The organism is Plasticicumulans acidivorans (assembly GCF_003182095.1).
GTDB classification, from domain to species: domain Bacteria; phylum Pseudomonadota; class Gammaproteobacteria; order Competibacterales; family Competibacteraceae; genus Plasticicumulans; species Plasticicumulans acidivorans.
In genome coordinates, this window is the sequence record NZ_QGTJ01000004.1 from 309,003 (window position 1) to 322,524 (window position 13,522).

The window sequence follows — 13,522 nt, forward strand, 5'->3', positions numbered from 1 at the left end:
CCGGCTCCTCAGTGACGGAAGTGGCGCATGCCGGTGAACAGCATGGTCATGCCGTGCTCGTCGGCGGCGGCGATGACTTCGGCGTCGCGCATCGAGCCGCCGGGCTGGATCACTGCGCGGATGCCGGCGGCGGCGGCGGCGTCGATGCCGTCACGGAACGGGAAGAAGGCGTCGGAAGCCATCACCGAGCCGGCGACCGGCAGGCCGGCCTGCTCGGCCTTGATCGCGGCGATGCGCGCTGAGTTGACGCGGCTCATCTGCCCGGCGCCGACGCCGATCGTGCGCAGGTTCTTGCCGTAGACGATGGCGTTGGACTTGACGAACTTGGCCACGCGCCAGGTGAACAGCAGATCGCTGAGCTCGGCTTCGCTCGGTGTACGCTGGCTGACGACCTTGATCTCGCCGTGCAGCGCAAGGTCGGCCTCCTGCACCAGCAGGCCGCCGGTGACGCGCTTGTAGTCGAAGCGCGCGCTGGCCTGCGCCGGCCACTGGCCACAGGCCAGGACGCGCACGTTCTGCTTGGCGGCGGTGATCGCCAGCGCCTCGGCGCTGATACTCGGCGCGATGATGACCTCGACGAACTGGCGCTCGATGATCGCCTGCGCGGTGGCGGCGTCGAGTTCACGGTTGCAGGCGATGATGCCGCCGAAGGCCGATTCCGGGTCGGTGGCGTAGGCCAGGTCGTAGGCGGCGAGCAGGTCGCCGGCGACGGCGACGCCGCAGGGATTGGCATGCTTGACGATGACGCAGGCCGGCGCCTCGAATTGCTTGACGCATTCCAGCGCCGCGTCGGTGTCGGCGATGTTGTTGTACGACAGCTCCTTGCCCTGCAGCTGGCGCGCGGTGGCGATGCTGCTCTCGACGTAGCCCGGCTCGATGTAGAAGGCGGCCTTCTGGTGCGGGTTCTCGCCGTAGCGCATGGTCTGCGCCAGGCGCAGCTGCTGATTGAAGGTACGCGCGAAGTCCGCGCTGCCACCGGGCGCGCGCCTGCCGAGGTAGTTGGCGATCATGCCGTCGTAGCGGGCGGTGTGCTCGAAGGTCTTCACCGCCAGATCGAAACGGGTGGCCAGACTGACGGCGCCGTCGCTGGCGCGCATTTCATCGAGGACGCGCGCGTAGTCGGCGGCATCGACGACAACGGTGACACCGGCGTGATTCTTCGCCGCCGAGCGCAGCATCGTCGGCCCGCCGATGTCGATGTTCTCGATGGCGTCTTCCAGCGTGCAGCCGGCTTTGGCGACGGTGGCCTCGAACGGGTAGAGGTTAACGACGACCATGTCGATCGGCGGGATGCCGTGCTGAGCCATGACGCCTTCGTCGATGCCGCGCCGGCCGAGCAGGCCGCCGTGGATCTTCGGGTGCAGCGTCTTTACGCGGCCGTCCATCATTTCCGGAAAGCCGGTGTAGTCAGAGACTTCGGTGACCGGCAGGCCCTGCGCGGCGAGCAGTTTCGCCGTGCCGCCGGTGGAGAGGATTTCGACGCCGAAGTCGGCCAGCGCCTGAGCGAATTCGACGATGCCGGTCTTGTCGGAGACGCTGACGAGGGCGCGGCGGATACGGACGAGGGATGCAGTCATGGCTGTGTAGTCGGGCTTTGCCGTTACGGAAAGCCGCGCATTATAGGCACGAAGCGCTTGATCTGCCGCAGGAAGTGCGTCGTGCCGGCCGTCATGGGCGACAACCGGCGGTTCAGTCGAGAATCACATGCGGCACGAAGCGCGACAGGTCCTGCGTCACCACGCCGGCGTCTTCGCGCAGGCCGATGCCGCAGGCGGTATCGCCGACGATCCAGCTGCCGACGACGACGTGACGGCCGTCGAACACCGGTGGCATCCGCAGCGCCTGCAGCACGTAGCCTTCCTCGCCGTAGGGGCCGGGAGCGTCGTGCAGGATCTGCCCGTGGCGCACCACGCGCACATTGGCTCCTTCGCGTGAAAACAGCGGCTTGCGCACGAAGTTCATGCCCAGCCGTCCGCAGCGCGGGTCATCGGCGAAGTAGGCTGGCAGCAGGTTCGGGTGCTGTGGATGGCGCTCCCACAGCAGCGGCAGCAGGCCCTTGTTGGAGAGCAGCGCCTTCCACGGTGGCTCGACGAAATAGGTGTCGCTGCCCGGCAGCCGTGGCGCGTAGGGCTCGCGCAGCATGAATTCCCACGGGTAGAGCTTGAACAGCCAGCGCAGCGGCTCGCCGTGCAGACCGGTGAACTGACCCTGGGTGTCGATGCCGATGTCCTCGATGTGCAGGAAGTCGGTATGCAGGCCGGCCTGCATCGCGCAATCGCGCAGGTAATCGACGGTGCCGCGGTCTTCCTCGCTGCCGCGGGCGCAGGCGAGAAACAGCGTGGCGTCGATGCCGAGCTCGCCGAAGCGCCCGATCAGGGTTTCCTGCACGCTGTTGAACTGATCGCAATCGGCCGGGATCAGGCCGCGTTCGAGCGCCTGCTCCAGCCAGACCCACTGGAAGAAGGCGGTTTCGTAGAGCGCGGTCGGCGTGTCGGCGTTGTACTCGTAGAGCTTGGCCGGGCCGTGGCCGTCGTAGGCGAAATCGAAGCGTCCGTACAGTGAGCGCTCGCCGCGCAGCCAGCTGTCGCGCAGCCAGCCCCAGGCGAACTTGGGGATCGCCAGGCGGCGCAGCAGGGCTTCTTCGCGCACGATCGTGTCGACTATGTCGAGGCACATCGCGTGCAGCTCGGCGCTTGGGTCTTCGAGGTCGCGCTCGATCTGCGCCAGCGTGAAGGCGTAGCAGGCCGACTCATCCCAGTACGGCTCGCCGTACATGGTGTGGAAGCGAAAACCGAAATGCTGCGCCGTCTGCTGCCAGTCCGTGCGCGGTTCGAGTGGCAGCCGCCTCATCCGCCGAAACTCGAACTGGACGAAGCGGCGCGTGAGCCGAAGCCGCCGCGCGAGATCGTCTGCGTCCGCGCATAGGCCGGTTTCTGCGCGATCGCTGCATCGCGCAGCAGGTCGGTGTTGAAGCGCGCCGAGCCGTTGGCCGAGGGGCGGATCGCATCACGGCTGTTGTAGGTGCGATAGCCGCCGCTCCAGCCGCCGCTGCTGCTGCCACCGTAAGAGGCGTTGTAATCACGGTAGACCGGCTGGTAGATGATCTCGCTGCGGCGGTTGCTCAAAGCCTGGCCGAGCATGAAGCCGGCGATCGCCGGCATCCAGAAGCTGCCGCTGTCGGACTGGCGGTATTCGCAGGCGCCCGGGCCGAACTGCTGTTCGCAGCTCTGCTGCGCGCTGAAATGCGGGGCGACCTTGTCGTTGAGGGCCTTGGCTTTCTCGTAGTTTTCGCGGCAGAACTTCTCGGTGAACACGCCTTTGGCGACGCAGTCCTCGACCGAGGAATAGACCGTGACGTCCTCGCTGAACTCGACCTGGTTCTGATCGTCACCGCAGCCGGCGAGCGGTGCCACGGCAGCGCCCATCAGCACCAGCCGCACCATCTTCGATCGCTTCATCGCACGCGCCCTCAGTAAGTCATGCAGGCGGCGTTGAGCACGCCGACGGCGAGCGAGGCGCCGGCCAGCAGGCAGCCGGTCGCCATCTGGCCGTTCTCGATGCGCGTGGACAGGTCGGGCAGGCAGTAACGCACGCCGAAATACGCACCGGTCTGTACCACCAGCGCGATCAGACCCCACAGCAGGCAGTCGATCAGGCTGACCGAGTGGGCGACGGCGCTGGCCAGCGGCAGCGCGAAGCCGAGCATCGAACCGGTGAAGGCGACGGCGGCGGCCGGGACGTTGGTGCGGATCAGCAGCATTTCGTCGTGGCGGGTGATGCGCGTATAGACGACGGCATAGGTCAGCAGCAGCACGATGCTGAGGATGAAATAACCCAGAAAGGCGGGCAGACCGACGAGATAGTTCATGGCGACGGGTTCCAGCGGTTTACAGAATCTTCATGGCGGAGCGGTCGAGGTCGATGCCGACCATCAGGCTGACGGAGGCTTCGCCGTCGGTCTCCTCGCGGGTGACCAGCAGATACTCGGCACGCTCGCTGTCGGTGATGTGGCGGCCGTAGAGCATCGCCTCCTGGACGATGCGCCGGCTGGCGCTGCGCGGATCGGGCTCATCGTGCACGGTTTCCGTGTAGCGCACCGGCCGCACCCAGCCGGGCTCGTTGTCGAACCAGATGCGGGTGTAGGTGGTGCCGTCGGTGAGGCGGAACTCCGGCGCGCCGATGCGGCCGTTGAGTCCGCTCCAGCGACTCCACTGGGCTTCACCGTCCGGGTAGAAGCACTCGTAGGGGACGTAGAGCGTGATTTCCTCGACGTTGGCCAGTTCACCGCTGCCACGCGTGAGCAGCTGCAGCATCGTCGATTCCTCGCTGTAGAAGCGATGGATGCGCACGCCTTCGTCGAGTTCGAAACGGCCCTGCGCGGCCACGATCATCGGCTGATCGGCGATCGGCAGCGCGAAGCGGAAACTGTCCTGATGCATGCGGATCGGCAGCAGGTCGAATTCCACGCTGGCGCCGATGCGCAGGCCCAGCGGCGCGGGCAGGCTCGTCGGCAGCGGCGCGGCGAATTCATTACGCAACTTGTTCTTGCCCCGTTTGAACAGTAGGTCCAGCAGCCCCATGATCGATCTCCCAACTGCGATGCAGCCTGCACTATAGCTGCTGCGTTAGGATGAGGTTTGACGTAAATCTTACATGTAAGAATCATAATTCACTTTACAGGTATGATCGGGCCGCTAAACTCGACGAGGCCGGACGCACGTATGGACGAACAGAGAAAGACATCGGCGGACTATCAGCGGGCTTTCCGCGAGCGCATGCGCGCGGCGGGCTTCGTCAAGCGGGACGTGTGGATTCCGCCGTTGATGTCAGAGGCGCTGCGCACCTGCGAGCTGGCGCTGCGTCAGGGCATCGTTCCCATCATCCCGAGCCGAAGGAGAGCGGGTGTGAGTGATTTCGTGTGGACTACCGATACGCTGCTGGCAGCACTGATCGATACCGATGCCGTGCGCGAAGGTCGTTACAAGATCGAGCGCATCGAAGGGGTCGAACCCTGCATCGGCATTCGCCTGAGCGAGCTGGAGGACCTGCCGCTGTTCATGAGCGCGAGCGGTTCGCAGCTGCTGGTCGGCACCTTGTTGTGGTCGATGGAAGAAGTGGAAAATCCCGCGGCGTTCAATGATCTGATCCTGCGCACGCACAAACTGATGCCCTTGTCGACCTTCGGCATCGTGCGCATGGCGGACGGTGACTACTACGAGCTGTTCGGTGCGCTCAGTGCATCGTCGGATCTGGCGGAGATTCTCGAAGAAATCGAGACGCTCGGTGACAACGCCGTGCAGGCCTACGAATCCTTCGGTTCCTATCTGAAGCACCGCGACTGACCCCGGAGGGCAGGCTATGGGCATTCTCAGCAAGATACTCACCGCCGTGCGCGGAGGCGCCACGGAAGTCGGTGAGGCCATCGTCGACAGCCAGGCGATGCGCATCCTCGATCAGGAAATCCGCGACGCCGGCGAAGAGCTGCGCAAGGCCAAGGACGAACTGACCAGCCTGATGGCCAAGCGCAAGCTGGCCGATCAGGACGTTGCCGGCCTGGGTGGCAAGATCGGCGAGTACGAGGGCTATCTCGGTCAGGTGCTGGCCAAGGAAGGCGCGGACGGCGCGCTCGATGCGCAGAACGCTGCGCTGCGCGACGATCTGGCGAACAAAATCGCCGAGCTCGAAAACGAACTGACGCAGAAGCGCGACATCGCGACCCAGTTTCTTGAGCGGGAAAATCGCATCAAGAATGCGATTCGCGCGGCCGAAGGCAATCTCGACAAGCTCAAGCAGCGCGCCTCGATGGTCAAGGCGACCGAGGCCGTGCACAAGGCGCAGTCGACGATTGCCGCCAGTCATTCCGGCGCCAATGCGCGCATGACCACGGCGATGGATTCGCTGGCGCGGCTGGAGCAGCGGCAGAAGGAACAGGCGGCACGTTTCGATGCGGCTGATGAGCTGGCGCTGAGCTCGGACAGCAGCGCCGATCTGGACGCGCGGCTGCGCGCTTCTGGCTTGATCGGCGGCGGCGCCAGCAGCTCCGACGTGCTCGCCCGCCTGCGCGCCAAGAAGTAAGGACGCGCAAAGACACACGGGGCCGCTCCTCGCGAGGGGAGCGGCCCCGCTGGCTTTCTGGTGAGTCGTTCAGTCGATGTCGTACTGGCGCAGTTTTTTGCGCAGCGTGCTGCGGTTGATGCCGAGCACGTCGGCGGCGCGGCTCTGGTTGCCGCGCGTGTAATGCAGCACGGTCTCCAGCAGCGGGCGTTCGACTTCCTGCAACACCAGCTGATAAAGCCCGCTCGGCATCTGATCGCCGAGTTGTTCGAAATACTCGTGCAGTGCACTGCGCACATGGGCGCGCAGCGGGGTGACGCTGGGCGTGGCGCGTTCGTCGTCGAGCGGGGTCATGCTGCGAAAGGCTCCGTGTGGGTTTCGAGTTGGTCGAACCACTCGCTGACATGGGTCAGCTGCTGGCGCGGATCGTCGGTGCGGTTGGCGGCTTCGCGCAGGGCGTGCTCGCCGACGAGCCCCCGGCAGTACCAGCCGAGGTGTTTGCGCGCGATGCGCGTTCCGGTGACGGCACCGTAAAACGCGTACAGCTGTTCCAGGTGTGCGAGCAGCCAGCCACGGACTTCCCCGACCGTTGGCCCCGGCAGTTTGTCGCCAGTCTCAAGATAGTGCGCGATCTCGCGGAATATCCAGGGGCGGCCCTGTGCGGCGCGGCCGATCATCACGGCATCGGCGCCGGTGCGGGCCAGGGCCTCGCGAGCGGTTTCAGGGGTGGTGATGTCGCCGTTGGCGATGACCGGGATGGCGATGGCCGCCTTGACCTCGCGGATCGTCTCGTACTCGACGCTGCCGTCGCTGTAGCCGCAGGCACGGGTGCGGCCGTGCACGGCCAGCGCGCGGATGCCGCAGTCCTCGGCGATGCGGGCCACGCGCACGGCGTTGCGGTGCTGCGGGTCCCAGCCGGTACGGATCTTCAGCGTGACCGGCACCTCGACGGCGTCGACCACCGCGGCGAGGATGCGGGCCACCAGTGCTTCGTCGCGCAGCAGTGCTGAGCCGGCGGCGACGTTGCAGACCTTTTTCGCCGGGCAGCCCATGTTGATGTCGATGATCTGCGCGCCGCGCTCGACGTTGAGTCGGGCCGCCGCCGCCATCTGCTGCGGGTCGGCACCGGCGATCTGCACGCTCTTGAGGCCCGGCTCGCCATGATGATCGAGCCGGCGGCGCGACTTCGGCGTGTGCCACAGGCGGGTGTCGGCGGTGACCATCTCGGAGACGGCCATGCCGGCACCGAGCTGTTTGCACAGCTGGCGGAATGGGCGGTCGGTGACGCCCGCCATCGGTGCCAGAACGACTGGAGTGCTCAGGGAATACGGACCGATACGCATGATGGCGGCGAGGGCAGGAACGGGGGAAAGGCTCAGGCGCTGCGGCGGATGCCGTGCAGGCGCACCCAGCCTTCGCGTTCGGCGCGCGGCTGCAGTTCGAACCATTGTGCGTAAGCTGCTTCGAGCTCGTCGGCGTGACGTTCGAGCAGGCCGGCGAGCACCAGGTGCCCGCCGGGCGCGCACAGCGCGGCGAGGCGCGGCGCGAGCATCAGCAGTGGTCCGGCCAGAATGTTGGCGAGCACGATGTCGGCCGGTTTGGCCGGCAGCGTCTCGGGCGCGCCGACCTGCAGGGATTGGTCGACGGCGTTGGCGGCGGCGTTCTCGCGCGTGGCGAGCAGGGCCTGCGGGTCGATGTCGACGCCATGCGCGCGCGCGGCGCCGAGCTTGAGTGCGGCGATCGCCAGAATGCCGGAGCCACAGCCGTAGTCGATGACGCTGCGCCCGTTGACCTCGGCATCGCCGAGCCACTCCAGGCACAGCGCCGTGGTCGGGTGCGTGCCGGTGCCGAAGGCCAGGCCCGGGTCGAGGAACAGATTGACGGCGTCCGGCTCGGGCGGCGTACGACAGCTCGGCACCACCCACAGGCGCGAGCCGAAGCGCATCGGATGGAAGTTGTCCATCCAGGCACGCACCCAGTCACGCTCTTCGAGCGCATCGATGCAGGCTTCGGGCAGCGCGCTGCAGCCGAGTGCCAGGCAGACCTGACGCTTGACGATCTCGATGTCGGTGCCGGCGTCGAACAGGCCGGTCACGCGGGTACGCGCCCACAGCGGCGTTTCGCCGGGGGCGGGTTCGAGGACCGGATCATCGGCGGCATCCTGCAGCGTCACCGCGCAGGCGCCGGCTTCGAGCAGCGCGTCTTCGAGCTGCTCGGTGCTGTGTTCGATCGCTTCCAGTGTCAGCTGCAGCCAGGAAATGTCGATGTCCTCACGCACGGGACCTCCGCCTCAGCTTTGCAGGCCGAGCGTCGATTCCAGGTAGTGGATGTCAGTGCCGCCTTCGCAGAAGTTGGCGTCCATCATGATGCGCCGGTGCAGCGCGGCATTGGTCTTGATGCCGTCGACGACCAGCTCGGCGAGGGCGTTGCGCATGCGCGCGATGGCGACGTCGCGGGTCTCGCCGTGGGTGATCAGCTTGCCGATCATCGAGTCGTAGTACGGCGGCACACGGTAGCCGGCATAGATGTGCGAATCGACGCGCACGCCCGGACCGCCCGGCGAGTGGTAGCGCGTGATCGTGCCCGGCGAGGGCAGGAAGGTGTCCGGGTCTTCGGCGTTGAGCCGGCACTCGATGGCATGGCCGCGGATGTGGATGTCGTTCTGCGTGTACGACAGCGGCAGGCCGGCGGCGATGCGCAGCTGCTCCTTGACGATGTCGACGCCGGTGATCAGCTCGGTCACCGGATGCTCGACCTGCACGCGCGTGTTCATCTCGATGAAGTAGAACTCGCCGTTCTCGAAGAGGAACTCGAAGGTGCCGGCGCCGCGGTAGCCGATGCGCTTGCAGGCGGCGACGCAGACTTCGCCGATGGCCGCGCGCTGCGCCGGGGTGATGCCGGGCGCCGGGGCTTCCTCGACGACCTTCTGGTGACGGCGCTGCATCGAGCAGTCGCGCTCGCCGAGGAAGATCGCGTTGCCGTGGGTGTCGGCGAGTACCTGGACTTCGACGTGGCGCGGATGCACCAGGTATTTTTCCATGTACAGCATGTCGTTGCCGAAGGCCGCCTTGGCCTCGGCGCGGGTCAGCGCGATGGCGTTGATCAGCGCCGCTTCGGTATGCACGACGCGCATGCCGCGCCCGCCGCCGCCGCCCGCCGCCTTGACGATGACCGGGTAGCCGATGCGCTGGGCGATCGCCAGATTGGTGGCTTCGTCGTCACCGAGCGGGCCGTCCGAGCCTGGCACGCAGGGCACGCCGGCGGCTTTCATCGCCTGGATCGCCGAGACCTTGTCGCCCATCAGGCGGATGGTCTCGGCGCGCGGGCCGATGAAGATGAAGCCGGACTGCTCGACGCGCTCGGCGAAATCGGCGTTTTCCGAAAGGAAACCGTAGCCGGGGTGGATGGCGACGGCGTCGGTGACCTCGGCCGCCGAGATCAGCGCGACCATGTTGAGGTAGCTCTCGGCAGACGGCGCCGGACCGATGCAGACGGTTTCGTCGGCGAGCCGCACGTGCTTGAGGTCACGGTCGGCGGTCGAGTAGACGGCGACCGTCTTGATGTCGAGTTCGCGGCAGGCGCGCAGGATGCGCAGCGCAATCTCGCCGCGGTTGGCGATGACGACCTTATCGAGCATGGCGACGCTCACTCGATGATGATCAGTGGCTGATCGAATTCGACGGGCTGTCCGCTCTCGGCGAGGATGGCACTGACGGTGCCGGCGCGATCGGCCTCGATCTGGTTGAACATCTTCATGGCTTCGATGACGCAGACCACGTCACCGGGCGCCACGGTCTGGCCGACTTCGATGAACGGCTTGGCGTCCGGCGACGGTGCGCGGTAGAAGGTGCCGACCATCGGTGACTTGATCGCATATCCCTTGGCGGCCACTTCCACGGGTGCGGCCGGGGCGGGCAGAGGGGCCGGCGCCGCTGCGACTGGCGCGGCGGCGTAGGCCAGCGCCGGCTGTGCCGCCAAGGCCGCTGGCATGAGGCCCGGAGCCTGGCGCGAAATGCGGACCGACTCCTCGCCTTCCTTGATCTCGATTTCGGCGATGCCGGATTCTTCCAGCAGTTCGATGAGCTTCTTGATCTTGCGGATGTCCATGATTTCCTAAGCCTGGCTGCGAGCTTGCAGATAACGGTCCGCTGCCTCCAGGGCCAGTTCATAGCCCTGCGCGCCCAAGCCGCTGATGACACCGACCGCCACGTCGGAAAGATAGGAGTGATGGCGGAAGGTTTCGCGGGCAAAGACGTTGGAGAGGTGGACTTCGATGAATGGGATCGCGACGCCGAGCAGCGCGTCGCGCAGCGCCACGCTGGTGTGCGTGTACGCCGCGGGATTGAAAACGATGAACGCCACCGCTTCGCCGCGGGCGGCGTGAATGCGCTCGACCAGCGCGTGCTCGGCATTGCTCTGGAAGAACGCACAGTCGTGACCGAGGCGGCCGGCGACGGTTTCGCACTGACGACGGATGTCGTCGAGCGTCGTCGAGCCATACAGCGCCGGTTCGCGGGTGCCGAGCAAATTGAGATTGGGTCCGTTGAGGACCAGCAGTTTCGCCATGGTTGGGACGGGAGTTCCTGCGCGGGAGGGCGGCGGCGCTGTGGGCCGCTCGTAGAACCGGCGGATTCTGCCGCAAGGTCCGGACCCTGTCCACAGGGCCCAAACGCTTATGCCGCGTGCCGATCGCCGCCGATCGCGGATTTTTACCGTGCGTTCAATGCACGGCGTTACCGACGTGCACGGCGAAGTCCGCTGCCGGCATGAAGCCGACGACACGCAGCGCCCGCTGCTCCTGGCCGGCGTGATCGAAGAACAGGATCGCCGGCGGGCCGACCAGGCCGAAGCGCGTCAGCAGCGCCTGATCGTGGACGGAATTGGCCGTGACGTCGACCTGCAGGCGCTCGAAGTCAGTGAGCGCGGCGCGTACCGCCGGGTCGGGAAAGGTCTCGCGCTCCAGTTCTTTGCAGCTCACGCACCAGTCGGCATAGAAGTCGAGCAGCACCGGGCGACCGGCGCGCGTCGCCGCGGCGATCGCCGCATCGAGCTCATCGCCGGCATGCACGCGGCGGAACAGCGCCGATTCCGCGGCACTGGCCCCGCCGGTGCCGGCGAACACGCCGCCGAGCGGACGCAGCGGATCGCGCCCGCCGGCGGCGATACCGATCAGCAGCAGCGCCCCCTGGATCAGCAGCACCAGGCCGAGCCCCTTGATCAGCGTGCGCCACCAGGGCGCGCCGTGCGGCAGCGTGCTGACCGCCCCCATGTAGGTGGCGCAGACGATCAGCAGCACCGCCCACAGCAGCATCGACACCGCCGCCGGCAGCACGCGTTCGAGCAGGCTCAGGGCGACCGCGAGCAGCAGCACGCCGAACACCGCCTTGACCCGCTCCATCCAGTGGCCGGCGTGCGGCAGCAGATGGCCGGCGCTGGCGCCGATCACCAGCAGCGGCACGCCCATGCCGAGGCTCATCGCGAACAGTGCGCTGCCGCCGAGCACGACATCGCCGCTCGCCGAGATCACCGCTAGCACGCCGATCAGCGGCGGCGCGACACAGGGACCGACGATCAGCGCCGAGAGCAGGCCCATGATGGCGACACCGGCGTACTCGCCGCCGTGCTGGCGCGCCGACAGCGTGCTCAGCCGGGTCTGCAGGCTGCTCGGCAGCTGCAGCGTGAAGAAGCCGAACATCGACAGCGCCAGCACCACGAACAGCGCGGCAAAAGTGCTGAGTACCGCCGGGTGCTGGAAAGCGATCTGCAGATTGGCGCCGAAACTCGCCGCCGCGACACCGGCGGCTGTGTAGGTCAGCGCCATCGCCAGCACGTAGATCAGGCTGAGCACGAAGGCATGCGCGCGGCTGACCGGCTGGCCGCGGCCGACGATCAGGCCGGAGAGAATCGGGATCATCGGGAAGACACAGGGCGTGAAAGCAAGCAGCAGACCGAAGCCGAAGAACGCCGGCAGCGCCAGAAAGCGCTGCGTGCTCAGCAGTTGACCGATGCGGTCCTGCTCGGCCAGCGGAGGCATCGCCGACGCCGGCACGGCCGCGAGGGTGACGGGCGGTGCGCCGCCCGTCGAGCCCGCCGTCGCGGGCAGCTCGGCACTGAAGACGTGTGACTGCGGCGGGTAGCAGACGCCGACCGGCTCGTTGCAGCCCTGGTAATCGAGCTGCAGGCGCAATGTCAGCGGTCCGCTCTGCGTGCGCAGCAGCGGCACGTCGGCGACGGCCTCGTCGTGATGGAACACCGCCGTCGGCCCGAAGGCCGGGTCATTCTTGATCGTGCCGGCCGGCAGCTCGACCGTGCCGAGGGTCGCGCCGCTGGCGTCGGCCGGCAGGCTGATGTGGATGCGCTCGCGGTACAGGTAGTAGCCGTCGGCGATCATCCAGCGCACGCGCAGCCGGTCGGCGCCGAGCACTTCCAGCGTCGGCACGAAGGCCTGGTCGGCATCGAGCAGCTCGTCGGCGCTTTTCTTCTTGGCGAACAGGTCGAAGCCGGCGTGGGCCGGCAGCAGAAAACACAGCAGGAGCAGGGCGGACAGCCAGCGCGGCAACTTCACGAATCGATCTCCGTGCTGGCGAGCAGCCAGCCGAGGTAGGCGGGGCTGCCTTCGCTGATCGCCACGGCGACGATCTCCGGCAGGTTGTAGGGGTGCAGTGCACGCAGGCGTTCAGCGAGCCGCTCGAAATGCTCGGCGCGGGTTTTCAGCAGCAGCAGGACTTCGCTGTCGCGTTGCAGCGCGCCTTCCCAGCGATAGATCGAGGTCAGGCCGGGAATCAGGTTGGCGCAGGCGGCGAGACGCTCCTCCACCAGCGTGGCGGCGAGGTGTTCGGCGGTGCCGGCATCGGGGCAGGTGCAGAACACCAGGCGACAGGGCTTGTCCATGGCTGAGACGGTCCCCATATCAAGAAGCCCAACATTATAAAGGCGTCGTGCGCGGCGCCTCCCAATCGAGGAAAAGCCGATGCGCTCGCCGGCCCTGCTGCTGATTCCCTTCATCGTGCTGCCGATCCTGGAGATCACTCTGCTGATCCGGGTCGGCTCGGTGATCGGCGTATTGCCGACCATCGCCCTCGTCATCGGCACCGCCGCCGCCGGTGCCTGGCTGCTGCGGCGTGAAGGACTGGGCGTGCTGGCACGCGTGCGCGCGGCGCTCGATGCCGGACAGATGCCGGCCCGCGAGCTGCTCGATGGTGCCGCGATCCTCATCGGCGGCGTGCTGTTGCTGACTCCGGGCTTCATCACCGATGCGCTGGGCCTGTTTTGTCTGTTGCCGGCGACACGCCGGCTGCTGATCGATCTGCTGGCTCGGCAGGTGACCGTCGTCGCGGCCGGCGGGTTCCGTGGACAGGCGGGCGGACAGGCCCGCGGCTCGCGCACCATCGACGGTGAATTCCGCCGCGAGGACTGATAGCGGAATTTTTCGCGGCGGCGGCCTTGAAAGCGCCGATGGCTCCCCCAT

16 protein-coding genes are annotated in these 13,522 nt (G+C 67.0%); 3 read left to right on the forward strand and 13 right to left on the reverse strand.

The features are described from left to right. Positions 1-8: 8 nt before the first annotated feature. The 5 genes from purH to C7443_RS09260 all read right to left on the reverse strand — a co-directional run bounded on the left by purH (position 9) and on the right by C7443_RS09260 (position 4,580). Complete coding sequence (gene purH, locus C7443_RS09240) at positions 9-1,577, reverse strand: bifunctional phosphoribosylaminoimidazolecarboxamide formyltransferase/IMP cyclohydrolase (protein ID WP_110018305.1); 1,569 nt, start codon at positions 1,575-1,577, stop codon at positions 9-11. 112 nt (positions 1,578-1,689) lie between these two features. Continuing rightward, positions 1,690-2,850 (reverse strand): glutathionylspermidine synthase family protein, encoded by a 1,161-nt coding sequence (locus C7443_RS09245; RefSeq protein WP_110018306.1) that lies wholly within the window; start codon positions 2,848-2,850, stop codon positions 1,690-1,692. Then, complete coding sequence (locus tag C7443_RS09250) at positions 2,847-3,458, reverse strand: DUF1190 domain-containing protein (protein WP_110018307.1); 612 nt, start codon at positions 3,456-3,458, stop codon at positions 2,847-2,849. Before C7443_RS09250 ends, C7443_RS09245 begins: the two co-directional genes overlap by 4 nt. 11 nt (positions 3,459-3,469) lie before the next feature. After that, positions 3,470-3,868, reverse strand: coding sequence for a DUF350 domain-containing protein (locus C7443_RS09255; protein WP_110018308.1), 399 nt, complete (start codon positions 3,866-3,868; stop codon positions 3,470-3,472). 19 nt (positions 3,869-3,887) lie between these two features. Next, complete coding sequence (locus C7443_RS09260; RefSeq protein WP_110018309.1) at positions 3,888-4,580, reverse strand: DUF2491 family protein; 693 nt, start codon at positions 4,578-4,580, stop codon at positions 3,888-3,890. A gap of 141 nt (positions 4,581-4,721) precedes the next feature. On the opposite strand from C7443_RS09260, the gene C7443_RS09265 reads away from it, so the two are divergent. Beyond that, a complete protein-coding gene (locus C7443_RS09265; RefSeq protein ID WP_170123557.1) occupies positions 4,722-5,342 on the forward strand; it encodes a YjfI family protein in 621 nt (206 codons plus the stop codon). 16 nt (positions 5,343-5,358) lie between these two features. Next, on the forward strand, positions 5,359-6,075 hold the full coding sequence (locus C7443_RS09270) for a PspA/IM30 family protein (protein ID WP_110018311.1): 717 nt from the start codon (positions 5,359-5,361) through the stop codon (positions 6,073-6,075). Between the two features lie 69 nt (positions 6,076-6,144). Here C7443_RS09270 and fis read toward each other — a convergent pair whose 3' ends face one another. From fis to cutA, 8 genes are all read right to left on the reverse strand, one after another. Next, positions 6,145-6,408, reverse strand: coding sequence for a DNA-binding transcriptional regulator Fis (gene fis, locus C7443_RS09275; protein WP_110018312.1), 264 nt, complete (start codon positions 6,406-6,408; stop codon positions 6,145-6,147). Beyond that, positions 6,405-7,397, reverse strand: coding sequence for a tRNA dihydrouridine synthase DusB (gene dusB, locus C7443_RS09280; protein ID WP_110018313.1), 993 nt, complete (start codon positions 7,395-7,397; stop codon positions 6,405-6,407). Before dusB ends, fis begins: the two co-directional genes overlap by 4 nt. Positions 7,398-7,429: 32 nt before the next feature. After that, positions 7,430-8,314, reverse strand: a complete 885-nt coding sequence (gene prmA / locus C7443_RS09285) for a 50S ribosomal protein L11 methyltransferase (RefSeq protein ID WP_110018367.1) — start codon at positions 8,312-8,314, stop codon at positions 7,430-7,432. A 30-nt stretch (positions 8,315-8,344) separates the two neighbouring features. Then, entirely contained in the window at positions 8,345-9,691 is a 1,347-nt protein-coding gene (accC, locus tag C7443_RS09290; protein WP_110018314.1) for an acetyl-CoA carboxylase biotin carboxylase subunit, read from the reverse strand. An 8-nt stretch (positions 9,692-9,699) separates the two neighbouring features. Beyond that, complete coding sequence (accB, locus tag C7443_RS09295; protein ID WP_110018315.1) at positions 9,700-10,161, reverse strand: acetyl-CoA carboxylase biotin carboxyl carrier protein; 462 nt, start codon at positions 10,159-10,161, stop codon at positions 9,700-9,702. A gap of 6 nt (positions 10,162-10,167) precedes the next feature. After that, entirely contained in the window at positions 10,168-10,620 is a 453-nt protein-coding gene (aroQ, locus tag C7443_RS09300) for a type II 3-dehydroquinate dehydratase (RefSeq protein WP_110018316.1), read from the reverse strand. Between the two features lie 154 nt (positions 10,621-10,774). After that, complete coding sequence (dsbD, locus tag C7443_RS09305) at positions 10,775-12,619, reverse strand: protein-disulfide reductase DsbD (RefSeq protein WP_170123558.1); 1,845 nt, start codon at positions 12,617-12,619, stop codon at positions 10,775-10,777. Next, the gene (gene cutA, locus C7443_RS09310) at positions 12,616-12,945 is read right to left on the reverse strand and encodes a divalent-cation tolerance protein CutA (RefSeq protein ID WP_110018318.1); all 330 of its coding nucleotides are present in this window, start codon (positions 12,943-12,945) and stop codon (positions 12,616-12,618) included. Before cutA ends, dsbD begins: the two co-directional genes overlap by 4 nt. A gap of 79 nt (positions 12,946-13,024) precedes the next feature. Here cutA and C7443_RS09315 point away from each other — a divergent pair, with 79 nt between their 5' ends. Next, positions 13,025-13,471 carry an FxsA family protein gene (locus C7443_RS09315; RefSeq protein ID WP_110018319.1) on the forward strand — a complete coding sequence of 149 codons (447 nt, stop codon included), beginning with the start codon at positions 13,025-13,027 and terminating at the stop codon, positions 13,469-13,471. Positions 13,472-13,522: the final 51 nt, after the last annotated feature.

Bases quoted from the DNA above. Each gene is read 5' to 3' on its own strand.
- cutA (WP_110018318.1), bottom strand. From the start codon at position 12,945: ATGGACAAGCCCTGTCGCCTGGTGTTCTGCACCTGCCCCGATGCCGGC.
- C7443_RS09270 (WP_110018311.1), top strand. From the start codon at position 5,359: ATGGGCATTCTCAGCAAGATACTCACCGCCGTGCGCGGAGGCGCCACG.
- fis (WP_110018312.1), bottom strand. From the start codon at position 6,408: ATGACCCCGCTCGACGACGAACGCGCCACGCCCAGCGTCACCCCGCTG.
- C7443_RS09255 (WP_110018308.1), bottom strand. From the start codon at position 3,868: ATGAACTATCTCGTCGGTCTGCCCGCCTTTCTGGGTTATTTCATCCTC.
- C7443_RS09250 (WP_110018307.1), bottom strand. From the start codon at position 3,458: ATGAAGCGATCGAAGATGGTGCGGCTGGTGCTGATGGGCGCTGCCGTG.
- accB (WP_110018315.1), bottom strand. From the start codon at position 10,161: ATGGACATCCGCAAGATCAAGAAGCTCATCGAACTGCTGGAAGAATCC.
- C7443_RS09315 (WP_110018319.1), top strand. From the start codon at position 13,025: ATGCGCTCGCCGGCCCTGCTGCTGATTCCCTTCATCGTGCTGCCGATC.
- aroQ (WP_110018316.1), bottom strand. From the start codon at position 10,620: ATGGCGAAACTGCTGGTCCTCAACGGACCCAATCTCAATTTGCTCGGC.
- dusB (WP_110018313.1), bottom strand. From the start codon at position 7,397: ATGCGTATCGGTCCGTATTCCCTGAGCACTCCAGTCGTTCTGGCACCG.
- C7443_RS09265 (WP_170123557.1), top strand. From the start codon at position 4,722: ATGGACGAACAGAGAAAGACATCGGCGGACTATCAGCGGGCTTTCCGC.
- C7443_RS09260 (WP_110018309.1), bottom strand. From the start codon at position 4,580: ATGGGGCTGCTGGACCTACTGTTCAAACGGGGCAAGAACAAGTTGCGT.
- C7443_RS09245 (WP_110018306.1), bottom strand. From the start codon at position 2,850: ATGAGGCGGCTGCCACTCGAACCGCGCACGGACTGGCAGCAGACGGCG.
- purH (WP_110018305.1), bottom strand. From the start codon at position 1,577: ATGACTGCATCCCTCGTCCGTATCCGCCGCGCCCTCGTCAGCGTCTCC.
- accC (WP_110018314.1), bottom strand. From the start codon at position 9,691: ATGCTCGATAAGGTCGTCATCGCCAACCGCGGCGAGATTGCGCTGCGC.